The organism is Priestia sp. ST2, from assembly GCF_055810735.1.
In genome coordinates this window covers 1-13,629 of record NZ_JBVVNT010000002.1, presented here as the reverse complement: position 1 = coordinate 13,629, position 13,629 = coordinate 1, and the positions used below count along the sequence as shown (strand labels likewise).

14 protein-coding genes, 9 tRNA genes and 3 rRNA genes are annotated in these 13,629 nt (G+C 39.5%); 1 reads left to right on the top strand and 25 read right to left on the bottom strand.

Annotated features, from left to right (window positions below; all coding sequences use genetic code 11):
* Positions 1–2: 2 nt before the first annotated feature.
* The 7 genes from AC0KUU_RS06440 to AC0KUU_RS06410 all read right to left on the bottom strand — a co-directional run bounded on the left by AC0KUU_RS06440 (position 3) and on the right by AC0KUU_RS06410 (position 6,459).
* On the bottom strand, positions 3–218 hold the full coding sequence (locus tag AC0KUU_RS06440) for a DUF3951 domain-containing protein (protein ID WP_043983097.1): 216 nt from the start codon (positions 216–218) through the stop codon (positions 3–5).
* Positions 219–294: 76 nt separating this feature from the next.
* Positions 295–750 carry a GNAT family N-acetyltransferase gene (locus tag AC0KUU_RS06435; RefSeq protein WP_322552140.1) on the bottom strand — a complete coding sequence of 152 codons (456 nt, stop codon included), beginning with the start codon at positions 748–750 and terminating at the stop codon, positions 295–297.
* A gap of 19 nt (positions 751–769) precedes the next feature.
* Complete coding sequence (locus AC0KUU_RS06430; protein ID WP_162214420.1) at positions 770–1,441, bottom strand: HAD family hydrolase; 672 nt, start codon at positions 1,439–1,441, stop codon at positions 770–772.
* Positions 1,442–1,521: 80 nt separating this feature from the next.
* Positions 1,522–2,478 carry an alpha/beta fold hydrolase gene (locus AC0KUU_RS06425; protein ID WP_322552472.1) on the bottom strand — a complete coding sequence of 319 codons (957 nt, stop codon included), beginning with the start codon at positions 2,476–2,478 and terminating at the stop codon, positions 1,522–1,524.
* Positions 2,479–2,803: 325 nt separating this feature from the next.
* Positions 2,804–3,940: a glycerate kinase gene (locus tag AC0KUU_RS06420; protein ID WP_322552141.1), complete on the bottom strand. Its 1,137-nt coding sequence runs from the start codon at positions 3,938–3,940 to the stop codon at positions 2,804–2,806.
* Positions 3,941–3,962: 22 nt separating this feature from the next.
* Positions 3,963–5,231: a GntP family permease gene (locus AC0KUU_RS06415; protein WP_102813940.1), complete on the bottom strand. Its 1,269-nt coding sequence runs from the start codon at positions 5,229–5,231 to the stop codon at positions 3,963–3,965.
* 127 nt (positions 5,232–5,358) lie between these two features.
* Positions 5,359–6,459, bottom strand: coding sequence for a sugar diacid recognition domain-containing protein (locus tag AC0KUU_RS06410; RefSeq protein ID WP_322552142.1), 1,101 nt, complete (start codon positions 6,457–6,459; stop codon positions 5,359–5,361).
* 158 nt (positions 6,460–6,617) lie between these two features.
* Between AC0KUU_RS06410 and AC0KUU_RS06405 the strand changes: the two genes are divergently transcribed.
* Entirely contained in the window at positions 6,618–7,802 is a 1,185-nt protein-coding gene (locus tag AC0KUU_RS06405; protein ID WP_322552143.1) for an iron-containing alcohol dehydrogenase, read from the top strand.
* Between the two features lie 32 nt (positions 7,803–7,834).
* Here AC0KUU_RS06405 and AC0KUU_RS06400 read toward each other — a convergent pair whose 3' ends face one another.
* From AC0KUU_RS06400 to AC0KUU_RS06315, 18 genes are all read right to left on the bottom strand, one after another.
* Positions 7,835–8,182 carry a DUF805 domain-containing protein gene (locus tag AC0KUU_RS06400; protein ID WP_322552144.1) on the bottom strand — a complete coding sequence of 116 codons (348 nt, stop codon included), beginning with the start codon at positions 8,180–8,182 and terminating at the stop codon, positions 7,835–7,837.
* Positions 8,183–8,342: 160 nt separating this feature from the next.
* Positions 8,343–9,344, bottom strand: a complete 1,002-nt coding sequence (locus AC0KUU_RS06395) for a DUF3231 family protein (RefSeq protein ID WP_322552145.1) — start codon at positions 9,342–9,344, stop codon at positions 8,343–8,345.
* 255 nt (positions 9,345–9,599) lie between these two features.
* The gene (locus AC0KUU_RS06390; RefSeq protein WP_028408159.1) at positions 9,600–9,878 is read right to left on the bottom strand and encodes a hypothetical protein; all 279 of its coding nucleotides are present in this window, start codon (positions 9,876–9,878) and stop codon (positions 9,600–9,602) included.
* 463 nt (positions 9,879–10,341) lie between these two features.
* Positions 10,342–10,752 carry a hypothetical protein gene (locus AC0KUU_RS06385; RefSeq protein ID WP_043983110.1) on the bottom strand — a complete coding sequence of 137 codons (411 nt, stop codon included), beginning with the start codon at positions 10,750–10,752 and terminating at the stop codon, positions 10,342–10,344.
* Between the two features lie 480 nt (positions 10,753–11,232).
* A complete protein-coding gene (locus AC0KUU_RS06380) occupies positions 11,233–11,439 on the bottom strand; it encodes a hypothetical protein (protein WP_016766132.1) in 207 nt (68 codons plus the stop codon).
* A gap of 48 nt (positions 11,440–11,487) precedes the next feature.
* Positions 11,488–11,835, bottom strand: coding sequence for a hypothetical protein (locus tag AC0KUU_RS06375; RefSeq protein WP_025753676.1), 348 nt, complete (start codon positions 11,833–11,835; stop codon positions 11,488–11,490).
* 211 nt (positions 11,836–12,046) lie between these two features.
* Positions 12,047–12,118, bottom strand: a tRNA-Glu gene (locus AC0KUU_RS06370).
* A 39-nt stretch (positions 12,119–12,157) separates the two neighbouring features.
* A tRNA-Ile gene (locus AC0KUU_RS06365) sits at positions 12,158–12,234 on the bottom strand.
* A 23-nt stretch (positions 12,235–12,257) separates the two neighbouring features.
* Positions 12,258–12,331: transfer RNA gene (locus tag AC0KUU_RS06360), tRNA-Trp, on the bottom strand.
* 54 nt (positions 12,332–12,385) lie between these two features.
* A tRNA-Ser gene (locus tag AC0KUU_RS06355) sits at positions 12,386–12,478 on the bottom strand.
* 59 nt (positions 12,479–12,537) lie between these two features.
* A tRNA-Pro gene (locus AC0KUU_RS06350) sits at positions 12,538–12,614 on the bottom strand.
* A 4-nt stretch (positions 12,615–12,618) separates the two neighbouring features.
* Positions 12,619–12,695 (bottom strand) — tRNA-Arg (locus tag AC0KUU_RS06345).
* 9 nt (positions 12,696–12,704) lie between these two features.
* A tRNA-Lys gene (locus AC0KUU_RS06340) sits at positions 12,705–12,777 on the bottom strand.
* 7 nt (positions 12,778–12,784) lie between these two features.
* Positions 12,785–12,860, bottom strand: a tRNA-Val gene (locus tag AC0KUU_RS06335).
* Between the two features lie 115 nt (positions 12,861–12,975).
* Positions 12,976–13,091, bottom strand: a 5S ribosomal RNA gene (gene rrf, locus AC0KUU_RS06330).
* 23 nt (positions 13,092–13,114) lie between these two features.
* Positions 13,115–13,191: transfer RNA gene (locus tag AC0KUU_RS06325), tRNA-Met, on the bottom strand.
* Positions 13,192–13,215: 24 nt separating this feature from the next.
* Positions 13,216–13,331 (bottom strand): 5S ribosomal RNA (gene rrf, locus AC0KUU_RS06320).
* Between the two features lie 69 nt (positions 13,332–13,400).
* Positions 13,401–13,629: ribosomal RNA gene (locus AC0KUU_RS06315) — 23S ribosomal RNA — on the bottom strand; the annotation flags it as partial.

Here is a 13,629-nt window from a genome sequence, read left to right as displayed (position 1 = left end):
CTTTAGCTCTTTCTGTTTACAACATCTCCTTCTTTTTCTTCTAGTTCTCGTTCATTTTGCTCTTCATGAAACTCTTCTTCTGTTTGTGCAGCAAGATAGTCAAACGGCGTATAGTAATTACGAGGAAGCTTTCGGTGCCAAACTGTTTTAACAATAATAATCATCAACGGAATACTCACCGTTAAAATAGCGACTAAAACTAGTAGCGAAAAAATCATAAATTATTTCCTCCTGCTTTATGAACCGTGCCTCCTGAAATAACAAAGCGGATCCCCTACACCCATCCACTTATATTTAATCTACATTCACTGTCATCAGTATACGAGATTCATGAGTAACAAAACCGTTCTTTTCAAAAAAACGTTCTGGTTTGCCTTGGCCTCTTTCAGTAGACACATAGACTTCTTTCACTTCTTTTTGTATAAGTAACTCGTTAAGGAAAGATAAAAGACTCGTTCCTACGCCAGTTTGCTGAGTGTTGCTTAACACACAAATTTCATTTACATAAAACGTCTTATAGTTCGCCCACTGTTCTTCATTTCCTACTATAAATCCTATGAGTTTATTATTTTCACTATGAAAGTAACCTATCCCTATGTAACCTGGAGTTTTACTGATATCGTATAAACGAGCATAAGCAGTGTTTATACTCCAAGGCTCGTTCCACGGTGACCCACTAAAAACGTTTGTATAGATGATTGCTGCTTCTTTAAGATCTTCATCAGTCAATAGACGAACTTCGGCTTTCATCGTGTTTCCCCTTTTCCCATCAGCATGCTTGAAACTCATTAATAACGTTTAACAGCTCTTTTAAATCCTCTATTACATACGAATCTGTGAAACTTCCGTCAAAGAAAACGTCTTTTTTCCATACAGCATGCATACCTGCGCCTCTTGCGCCAAGCACATCATTTTCTGGATGATCCCCGATATATACACTTTCTTCAGCCGACACATCGAGCGCTTTTAACGCTCGCAAAAAGATATCTTTTTGCGGCTTTTTAATGCCTTCTTGCTCGGAAACAAGTATAGTATCAAAATAGTGATCAATTCCAAGCGCTTTAATATTCATCCACTGAAAGTCCGTAAAACCATTTGTGATCATGCCTAGTAACAACCCTTTTTTCTTTAGCTCTTTTAGTACATCCTCCATATGTAAAAACGAAACGCAGTGAGCTGGAAAATAGTGAAGGTAATCATCTAGCATCCCTTCCCACGTTAAACTTGGAATATCATATTCAGTCAAAAGCTGCTCATATACTTTATCTTTCCATACGTAGCCTTTCTGATCTAACTCAATAAATCTAGATGTGTACTCTTGCTTCGGTATGAGTGCTAGTTCTTCACTATATCTCTCGTACTGATCTTGAATAAAAAGCTTCAGTGAACTGTCTCGATCTAATAATGTCCCATCTAAATCAAAAATGACGGCTTTAATCATGTTTTTCCTCCTCTATATGTAAATCAATTTAACGATTGGTTAATTATAGCATTTACGACTGTAAAACTAATAAACCATATTTAATTCTTTCCTGTAAAAGAAAAAGGAGACCTACGGTTCGGGGCTCCTTTTCTAGGATACACTTTATTTTTTATACTTGAATTAATAGATGTATCTATAAAACCATTTACATATTTGCTCATTTCTCTGTACTTCGTCCAGTGTAAATAGTGATGACCTTGTAAAACGACTAGTTTTTGCGATGATACGTAACTTAATTGGTTTTGATAAAACGTAATATTCGATTTTCCTTCTTTTTCTTCTTTATCTATTTTTCTAGTAAAAATCATTACGGGCATTTTTGAAGGAAACGACATATCGAGAGTTTTATTTATATTGTTGTTCAGTTCTTTTGCTTCATCAATGACGTTTTTGTTGTAGCCTTTCCAGCTGGATATTGCTTTTGTCATTTTTAAATTTGTTGTTGTATACGTTCCTTCTTCGGCTAGCGGTAGATACTGATCAGGGCTAGTAAGCAGGGCTAAGCGAGCAAGTCCACTTGGCGCTAAAACACTCATCAAACTTGGTATATTCGGCGCTTCTTCTTTAAAATAATCCAGCGCTTTTGGCAACGTAGGGTCTATTCCAATAATTGCTTTTACTTCATCTGGATATTTATTAGCGTAATACATGCTGTACACGCCAAAAACTGAGTGCGGCATTAATATATACGGACCTTTTATATCCGATTTTTGCAAAGCTTCTCTCATTTCACTTACACTATTTTCTACCGTCCGTTTTTTATTCGTAATGTCACTCCACCCGTATCCAAATGGTTCTACTACCACAACTTTATTATCCTTCGACAGTTCATTTACTAACGGTTCAAAATCCAGTGCAGGCGCAGTCGTTCCCAACCCGCTTAGTAGTACAATCGTATTTTCCCCTCTACCTTTTGTATATACATGAATATCTCTGCCATCAACCTCTACTAATTGACCAATAGGCGGATACTTTTTCTTTTCCACTGCCGTCATTACTTGATTCGTTACAATCCATATGATGCATATCCCCAATATAGCTACTATCACGTTTCGTAAAATTCTCAAGAACCTAAACTTTTTTTCCACGTTAACCTCTCCTTTCCATAAGTAGCAGTTAGTAAGCCGACGAGAATGCGAGAGAACCTTTAGAACTGCTTACTCACTATGACGCTTCAGAAAACGTTTAGTTCTATTTCCTATATAAAATTTAAAAGAATGATAGCAGCTTACTTCAGCACTAAACGAAAAAAAGGCCTCTTCTGATGGAAGAGACCTTTTACCATTTATTAAAAAGAGAACAATAAAAACTGTAACTCCTTCACTTGATGCATAAGCGTATAACTGACGCTACGTTTTTAGCCGTTCTTTCAATGTTTTCACCGGCTTTTTCCAGTGCTTCTGATAGATCGACCGCTCCGGGCACGACGCTGAATAACGCAGAAATACCGTGTTCATATACAGCTTCGCTTCCCGTTCCAATGCTCCCTGCTATCGCTATCACGGGAACGCTATGCTTTTTTGCTGTTTTTGCTACGCCAATGGGGGTTTTTCCGTAAATGGTTTGTCCATCTATTCTTCCTTCACCAGTAATGACAAGGTCAGCATCTTTAATATAACTTTCTAGCTGAGTTGCCTCAATGACAATGTCTACACCTGGGTTTAACTCCGCAGATAAAAATGCCAGCAGGCCCCCTCCTATTCCTCCTGCCGCCCCAGCACCAGGAACGTTCTGAATATGAATATCCATTTCTTTTTCAATAACTGCTGCGTAATGAGCTAGATTACGGTCAAGCTGTTTAACCATATCAGGAGTTGCGCCTTTTTGAGGGCCAAATACCGCAGATGCTCCGGTTTCACCCGTTAACGGATTGTCTACATCGCAAGCCACTTCTACTTTGACTTCAGCAAGCCGGGAATCCAAGTTTGTCAGATCAATAGCAGCTAACTGGTTTAAACTGCCGCCTCCTTCTTTCATTTCTGCTCCGTTAGCATCAAGAAGCTTTGCCCCTAAAGCTTTTGCCATACCGGCTCCTCCATCGTTTGTAGCACTTCCTCCGATGCCAATAATGATATGCTTTACTTTTTGATCTAATGCTTTGAGAATGAGCTCACCGGTTCCTCGCGTTGTTGTGATAAGCGGATTGCGTTTATCCACCGGAACATGATGAAGGCCTGAAGCGGCTGCCATTTCAATAACAGCCGTTTTGCCGTCTCCAAGAATTCCATAAAAAGCTTCCACCTCTTTACCTAAAGGTCCCGTTACTTTAGCTTGTATGATTTGTCCGCCCGTCGCGTCCACAAGCGACTGAACGGTTCCTTCTCCTCCGTCTGCCATAGGTACTTTACTAATCTCCGCGTTAGGAAAATGAGTTCTTATTCCTTTTTCAACCGCTTCACAAACGTTCAGAGCTGTTAAGCTTTCTTTAAATGAATCCGGTGCAATCACAATTTTCATGCGTAAACACTCCTTTTAGTTTTTAGCCATATAGCTTTAATACACCAAATATCAGCGTGGATACAATTGCCATAATGAGTCCAATAAGCGATTCGTAAGGGATTAATTTTAAACGTTCTTTTATTTTCATATTTACACTTCCGCCCGTTGCGTGGAAAAAGCTTCCGTGCGGGAGGTGATCAAGTACGGTCGCTCCGGCATGAACCATAGCAGCTCCGGCTAAAGCAGAAACGCCTAGCTCTAAAATTGTCGATCCAAAAACTTGGCTTGCGACTGCTGTTCCTGCCGTTGTCGAAGCGGTTGCCGCTGACATAAAAATACCTGAAACCGGAGCTAAAACATAAGCGGGCAATCCAATGGCAGACAAGCCTTGAATAATAACGTCTTTTAGCTGGGAGTTAGCAATAATACCTGCTAATGTCCCCGTTCCAAGTAGCATAATGGCTACACCTGACATTTTTCCTAATCCAGAAATAGCATATGTATTAAGCTGTTTTCCTTTTTTCATCACAATAGCACCAACAATTCCTCCTACAGGAAGCGCAACCATTGGATCAATATTAAGGTCAAAAAGCGGTCGCAGCGCCAGCAGCACGATGGTAACAATGGGTGCTATGATGGCTGTTAAAAACAGCGGCAAGCTACTTGCATCCACTGTATCTATTTCTTCAGCTTGAACCATTGTTCCTTTTTTCACTAATCGTTTGGCTACTAGATAAGTGACCGCTACGCCAAATACAGCGGGAATAATTCCTGCAGCCATCACGGATGTAAGCGGAATATTAAATGCATCCGAAGCAGCAATAGCGTTAGGATTAGGAGACATTAAATTTCCTGCCTTTCCTCCTCCAATCATTGCTAATAAAATAGCAGGCTTTGACATACCCGTACGTTTAGCAATGGCTAAAGCAATAGGCGCCACTGTGATCACAGCCACATCAACAAACACACCTACTGTCGTAAGAATGAGTGTGGCTAGCGCTAGAGCTAAAAGCGCTTTTGTTTCTCCTAGTTTTTTTACAATGGTTTCTGCTATAACCGCTGCAGCACCCGATTCTATTAATACCCCGGCCAATATACCAGCTGCAAGAATCCGCAGCACTGCGGGAATGATGCCTTGTGCCCCTTCAATCATTAAATTAACGGTATCAGCAATATTAACTCCGCCAATCAATCCTCCAATTAAAGCTCCGGCTATCATTCCGTATGCGGGAGCCACTTTCTTTAAGATTAATATAATAGCAATTACTAATGCACAGATCGCGCCTAACGCGCTTACTTGAACGTCCATAAAGCCATCCCCTTTCTTATTTCTCCTGTCCCTAATGTTAATTGTAAGCGCTATCTTATATTCTTTCATTAGTCACTTCAACAGAAAAAGACCTCACTATCGCAAGATCTTTTATGCACGTGCACAGTTATGAAATTTTAGATAGCAGTAGCGCTACATATAGTTCAAGAAGGTCTTTGACTTTTCTTGGATCTTTTCCCGTAATGCTTTGGATTTTATCTAGACGGTAGCTTAGCGTATTTCGATGTATAAAAAGCTTTTTAGCTGCCGTGCTTCCTTCGCCATTTTCTTCTATGTAGACCGTTAACGTTTCGATAAGTTCTTTTTTCTTATCGTATTCCTTCAGCTTTTCATAGTGATGCAACAGTTCATGATTTTCTTGAAAACCGGCGCTTTGACGTAACAGCACGGGAATTTGATAATCCGAATAGCAGTAGAAAACAGCTTCTGGGTGAAGCTTTGAGCCGACAGCAAGCGTATCTTTTGCCTGCTGATAAGATACATGAAGGCCTTTAAAGTCAGCTTGAACAGATCCTGCCGCTAACTTACACACCATACCAGACGCCCGAAGCTGTTTTTCCATCTGTTCCGCATAGCTGCTAGCGCTGCCTGCTTCTGTAGATTTTAATATGACCACTCCGTCTGGAAGCATAGCGTATAGGTCATTGTTAGCTATGTATTTCTTTACAAGCTTCATAACTTCATGGCGATTGTCCGCTGTAACAATCAGTGCCACTCGTGGAAGGTATAAATTAATATCAAAGCGGTTCGCTCGGTCAAAAAATAAAGAGTCAAACGGCTCTTCTTGCTGAAGAAGCTGATGAACCACCTCTTCTTTTAATCGCTCATCCCATTGAATTTCCTCTATTAAAATCATTTCTTGAAAAATCATTTCAGCCGCCATGCGCACGAGTTCTCCGTAATTACGAATCTGTTCTGGCAGTCCTGTTAATCCCACGACTCCAACAATTTCTCCGTTAAAGAAAATAGGGAAATTCACGCCCGGTTTGGCCCCGCGCAGCGAGTCAGCCTGCTGTTGAGTAATTTCGTAGGAACTGCCGCTTTTTAATACCCTCAACGCTCCTTCGTGGATTTGATTCATTCGCTTTTTGTCACCCGAACCAATAATGACTCCTTTTTCGTTCATCACGTTAATGTTGCAATCAATAATCTCCATCGTTCTACACACAATTTTCTGAGCTAATTCTTTTGTTACGTATCTCAACATTTCCTCATCCTTTGCCTCTGTGAAGTAAAGCTCAATTTTTTCGTGACAGCTAATTTGTATTCAATGAAAAATTTGCGATACTTCATTATAATATACGTAGAAGCAAAACCACATCTTTGAAACCTCCAACAAAACAGTGCCTATAGGAGGATAAAAAAATGACTGTGTCAAAACTAGTTTTTACCCCTCTTAGCTATACAGGATGGGGATCACTTCAGCAATTGCTTCCGGAAGTAAAAAAATATCACCCTGCTCATATTTTAATTGTCACAGATCCTGTTTTAAAAGACATTGGACTTGTAGATAAAGTGAGTGCTCCTCTTATCCAAAATGGATACGAAGTAGATGTATACGCAGATACGGCACCAGAACCGCCTTTAGCACTCGGTGAAAAACTCGTATCCTACGCAAAAAGCCGAAAATTTGATTTAGTCATTGGGGTTGGCGGCGGCAGCGCATTAGATTTAGCAAAACTTACGGCCGTTTTAGCCGTTCACGACGGCGCTGTAGAAGAATACTTGAACTTAACTGGTACAAAACAAATTTCAAAAAAAGGTCTTCCTAAAATTTTAATTCCCACAACTTCCGGCACGGGCTCAGAAGTAACGAATATTTCTGTATTATCTCTTGAAAGCACCAAAGACGTTGTGACCCACGACTATTTGCTTGCAGACGCTGCGATTGTAGATCCTGAGCTTACGCTAAGCGTGCCTTCTAAAGTAACGGCGGCTACAGGGGTTGATGCATTAACTCATGCCGTTGAAGCTTATGTATCAGTAAATGCAAATCCAGCAACCGATGCCTTAGCACTAAAGGCTATACGCATGATTAGCTCTTCTTTGCGAACAGCTGTAGAAAATGGCGAAGATAAAGAAGCGCGAACTCAGATGAGCTACGGAAGCTATTTAGCGGGCCTTGCTTTTTTTAACGCTGGTGTTGCTGGTGTTCATGCGCTTGCTTATCCGTTAGGTGGACAGTTTCATATTTCACACGGTGAATCGAACGCCGTATTGCTTCCATATGTGATGGGTTACATACGCAGCAGCTGTGTGGAAAAGATGCGAGATATTTTTGAAGCACTGGGCGGAAACGCTAACTCTTTATCAACAGAAGAAGCTTCTTATCAGTGTGTAAAACAGCTGCAGTCACTTGTCGAAGACGTAGGCATTCCTCAAACCCTTCGCGGATTTGATATTCCAGAAAGTGCCCTTCAAAAGCTGACAGAAGATGGCGTCCAGCAAAAACGAATTCTCGCTCGCAGTCCTTTGCCTCTTCTTGAAAAAGACATCCGAGCTATTTACCAATCGGCGTATGATGGTGCTATAGTAGAACCTGTGCACTAAAAAACTCCCCCTTGTGTAAGGGGGAGTTCTATTTATGCTACTTTAGCCGTTGTACCAAAACGATTCTCTTTTGGATCGCTAGGCTGGTAGAATAAAATAATCAGCCAAATACTTCCGATTAATGGAACTAATGTAATGAGCTGCCACCATCCGCTTTTTCCCGTATCGTGGAGCCTTCTTGCTCCTACCGCTAACGAAGGGACTGCAATCAATAGCGAGTAGATTACCGGCAAAAAAAGAGGCTTATCAATAAAGAACTGAATGAAAGAAAGAATAAATGAAATAACAAAGTTGACCAATACAAACATCCAGTATTCAGTTCGGCTTGCTCTGCCCGAAAACGTCCCGTAATTTTTCAACACTTTTATGTACCACTTCATATGCAACACCCTCCTTTTTTAGTATAAAATTGTAAATTTATAGTTTATATATCCTTTTTATTCAAAAAACAAACCGTTAAACGAACAAATAACGACATTTTTTATGCAAAAGAAAAAACTTCTTTCAAAAAAAGAAGTTTTCGTAATGTATTATGCTTTTCTATTTAATCAAATCATTTCGGTCTTCCATACTTGGCGGTTCTTCAAGCCATCCGTTTTTAGCCATGATTTTTCCCCCGTCTTGCCCGTATGTTAAAATGTCTTTGGCGGTACTGACAAGAGTAAGAGGAAGATCTCCACGTAAACTAAACGCAGTGCCTAAAGCGTTGCTTCCTAGTCCGAAACTGCAGAATAAACTCACGCAGTACATCATTAGTTTATCTGAAAAGGGTGCTACTTTTGACTCGGTCGCCTTCGCTCCCCACGTCGCAGGCGTCTGAATATCGCTTTCCAAAAGAATTTTACTATAATCACTTACAATTTTTTTAGCCAGCTCTTTTCCTTTTACAAAGTACTTCTTCACTTCAGGCTTACTTGCTACTTGAGCGAACCCTGTGATCATTTGCATGCCAAAAATGTTGCTTTCAATTGCGTAATAAATATGTGCTACCTCTACAGTATTTAATGCCCGTTTACTCGAAAATAAATGGTTTCCATTCATGTAATCTGTGCCTTCAGCAAACTTCGCTTTTTTAGGTACGGAAACAGCTGGAGGCCTTGGAAGCACGTTTTTATCCTGAAGATAATCTACACATTTGTCATAGCCACTTTGCGTGAAAGCGGTAAGTTCTTTATAGAGAGAGATTATGTCTTTTCTGTAGGACATGGTTAAATGAAGCGTATGTAGCCCCATACTAATTTCTTTTAAAAGGCGAAGAAACATAATATCAAACATCTTATCATAGAGCTTAGGAACGCCTATATTTACATCTTTTTCTGTATATCCCACTGGTATGGAAGCCCCTTCATTCTGTAAAATTGTTTTGATATCTTCAATGTAGTTCACCACTTGCCTATGCGTATCTTGCATAATTTCCTTTGCCCCGTCATCTTCTGCCTGTGCAATAAAATATTCCAAAATTCTTTGGGTCATTGTTTTTTGCTGATAGGTCATCCAAAGAGTAGCAATTTCACTTGAACTTAACGGTATTTCTTGACTCATGCACTAAACCTCCTGCTAGGGATACATACGTAAATCTTCATTTATTCAAGAGTGGGTATCTGTAATGAAGACTTTATTCTAGACCTTAACATTCGCCCCCGCAGTCAGATACACAACTCTGTCTCTTCCTCAATTAATTCTGCTTCATTTACTATGCACAAATTGGAAGAATTCTATGTATTTACCCTCGCTTTTAAATGGCGGAAACAAAAAAAGCCCCCTCTCATTAAAGGCGCTTTTTCAAAGAAAACGTTTTTATTCCATCGTATCAGAAATTCTTTTGTAGCTTCCGCATTTTTTTAGATATTGAATAATATCTTGATCTTTTACACGCTGAATAGCTGATCCGAACAGTTCTGCTGCTACCTGCATGCGTTCATGTTTATGTTCAATGGTCATAATATATCGAAGCGCATCCACAACCGGTGCATTGTGACGTGTACGACGAGTTATGTACTCGTGAATGGCTTCATTTAACCCTTCCGATTCCGCTTGTTGAAACTCAGGTTTTCTTACTACTTGACTATATACCACTTTTTGACACTCCTTCTCCTCATTTTTAATCATTTTTATCTTTCTTTTATTTCCATTTCCCTAACAAAAAGGAAACAAAACATGCAATGTTAACTTTTTTTAGAGTTTTCTAGCAGATGCATTTAAAAGAGCATAGGTTTGATCCTTATAAGGAAACTATGATATATTTTTTGTCTACACAGACTATACACAGTAAGGAATGAGGTATTTAGATATGAATAAAGCTGAATTTATTGATGCTACAAAGGCTCCAGCCTTTAAGCCAGGAAAAGAATTTAAAGAAGCTGTTAAATAAAGAATCTAATGCTGGGTATAAAGTAAAACAAGCAGGCTCTTAATAATTAAGAATCTGCTTGTTCTGCTCTATATAAAGACTATTTCAGTAAGTTATTTTATTTTTTTCTAAAAAGATACATATCTAACGGCATATTAACAAGCAATAGATTAAGCTACTATATTTATTTTAATATACAGTTGAGCTAGATAGAATATCTTTATGAAAACGTACTGTTTCAGAACTATAAGTAGTCATATTTAGTACACTTTTTATAGAATATGAGATGAGGATACCCCCATCTTCCATTGTACTCACCCAATAAGGATGAAAGGGTATTAAAAAATAAAATCGCTTATCAAGTTTTTCTAAAACAAATGGTTCGGTAACATTTTTAGTTTCTAAATTACCAACAGAGACATCAATTTTATCACCTATTCTCATCCCACCATAACCCTCTATACAAATTTCAATAAATCCAGTTTCTTGAAGTAATTCTAATTCAGCTTCTCCGACGTAATCATATCTTTCTAGTATGTTCGTTCCATTTTTAATTGATTGACGTACGAAATCCCCGTCATAATAAAAAACAAATGGCAATTCTAAATCTTTTAAGTCAATAAGATTTTGTATGGTGATAGTACCAACTCCTTTATACCAACTCGTTTATTATTATAACATTATTGGCTATTCCAACGTTTTATCTCATATTCTTGATAGGTGCTTCCCTTTTAAATGTAGTCTACATGGGGATCAAAGCAAACTTATTTAGAATTAGCATTGTGAATCCCATTCAAAGCATAGCCAAACTACATACTCGAATGCAGCTACTCTGTCTTGGACTGTATTTTATCTTCCACTTTTTCTTTTAAATCAGAAGTAGGCATGAAGAAAGAGACATTTTACAATAAGGTAAAAGTATACGAGGCAAGGAAGTAAAGTTTTCTTCATTTCCTAATTTTATTGGACGTCCTGACAAAATAAGTGACTCAACAGTTTGTTCATAATCAAGCTTATAGCTTCAATAAAATCACAGTTTTTTTAAAATACGTTGATTAAAAAAACACCCTGAGAGGATGTTTAATAGTTAGCTTGTAAAGCTTCACTCTTTTTCTTTAGTTTTTGACTTTCTTCTTCTAACTCAATAATTTTATTTTGGAGCTCTGTATTATCAAAGTCTTGCTCTAACTCTTCAGATAGCTTTATTCGCTGTTTATGAATTTCAATTCGTTGTTTAGCAATCGCTTCTACTTCTTTGTTTAATTGTAATTGTTCATATGGATTCATATAAATTCCTCCCTTACTTTCACTTTCAACACAAGAAGACAGATTCCTTTAAAATAAAGTCCAGTGAGTGTTCCCTATAAACATGCTAATGGCCCCAAACGCACTAGCAATAAAACTAAAATTCCATACAGTCCGCATCCAAACTGCTAAAGAACCATATGTCTTTTTAAAGGCTACTTCACGCATAAAGATGAGATAAAGAACTGTAAACCCATATACACCAAATGCTACCCATTGAAAAGTTTCTTGAATTTGTGGAACTATTAGAACAACTGCTACTAAAGCTACGGTGAAAATGAGGTTCACAATCATAAAGAAGCTGACGAAACGCATCCACTTAAATCCCTTTTCGTCTAGTTCCGCAGCACCTTGGTTTTTTCGCTTTAATTCCTCCATTATTCATTACCCCTAGTATTCAGTTTCATCCATTATAGCACGTTATCCTAGTGTTATTCTTAAAGTACTAGTATCGTTATGTTCAAATTTAAGAGATTAGACTCAAAAATTTTAAAGTTTTCACATTAGAATTTTATACAGCCTCAATCAAAATCTGTAGTTATCTAACATAAATAAAAGAGCAGTTTGCAAATGCAAACTGCTCTTTCGATGACCCGTACGGGATTCGAACCCGTGTTACCGCCGTGAAAGGGCGGTGTCTTAACCACTTGACCAACGGGCCATGATTGTTTTTTAAGTTTAACTTAACTGTTTGTTATACTGGTGGGCCTAAGTGGACTCGAACCACCGACCTCACGCTTATCAGGCGTGCGCTCTAACCAGCTGAGCTATAGGCCCATAATCCTCATATGTATCTAAATTGGCAGGGGCAGTAGGAATTGAACCCACACTGACGGTTTTGGAGACCGTAGTTCTACCTTTAAACTATGCCCCTATAAAAAGTGGCAGTCATGACGGGATTTGAATCCGCAATGATGATAAAAATAAATGGAGGAGGAAGAGGGATTCGAACCCCCGCGGGCTTTGACACCCCTGTCGGTTTTCAAGACCGATCCCTTCAGCCGGACTTGGGTATTCCTCCGATGTTAGAATGATAAACCTTCTACTCTAAACAACTGAGCTAAGGTAATATTATACTTCTGGTCGGGAAGACAGGATTCGAACCTGCGACCCCTTGGTCCCAAACCAAGTGCTCTACCAAGCTGAGCTACTTCCCGTTCATGGCGCGCCCGAGAGGAGTCGAACCCCTAACCTTTTGATCCGTAGTCAAACGCTCTATCCAATTGAGCTACGGGCGCTTCTTAAAATGAGCCATGAAGGACTCGAACCTTCGACCCTCTGATTAAAAGTCAGATGCTCTACCAACTGAGCTAATGGCTCGAAAAACTGGTGGAGGATGACGGGATCGAACCGCCGACCCCCTGCTTGTAAGGCAGGTGCTCTCCCAGCTGAGCTAATCCTCCAAAAAAATCTATATAAGCGCTTTGATAAGCGTTATTTTCATTACTTATAATAGAATATTTCAAATAAAAAACCCCTATGCTCTTTTATAAGAGGCTCATAAGGGTCTTATTCATTGCCTGGCAACGTCCTACTCTCACAGGGACAAAGTCCCAACTACCATTGGCGCTAAAGAGCTTAACTTCCGTGTTCGGTATGGGAACGGGTGTGACCTCTTCGCTATCGCCACCAGACCTGTATTTCAATAATAATTAGTTGGTTGCGGGGACAGGATTTGAACCTGCGACCTTCGGGTTATGAGCCCGACGAGCTACCGAACTGCTCCACCCCGCGATGATAAAAAAGCAAAATAAAAATGCCTAGCGATGTCCTACTCTCACAGGGACAAAGTCCCAACTACCATCGGCGCTAAAGAGCTTAACTTCCGTGTTCGGCATGGAAACGGGTGTGACCTCTTCGCCATTATCACTAGACATTTTATATGAGATTGTTCTCTCAAAACTAGATAACAGTTTGCTGAGTAAAGCTTACGCTTTTAAAATTTGGTTAAGTCCTCGATCGATTAGTATCAGTCAGCTACACATGTCGCCACGCTTCCACCTCTGACCTATCAACCTGATCATCTTTCAGGGATCTTACTAGCTTGCGCTATGGGAAATCTCATCTTGAGGGGGGCTTCATGCTTAGATGCTTTCAGCACTTATCCCGTCCACACATAGCTACCCAGCGATGCCTTTGGCAAGACAACTGGTACACCAGCGGTGTGTCCAT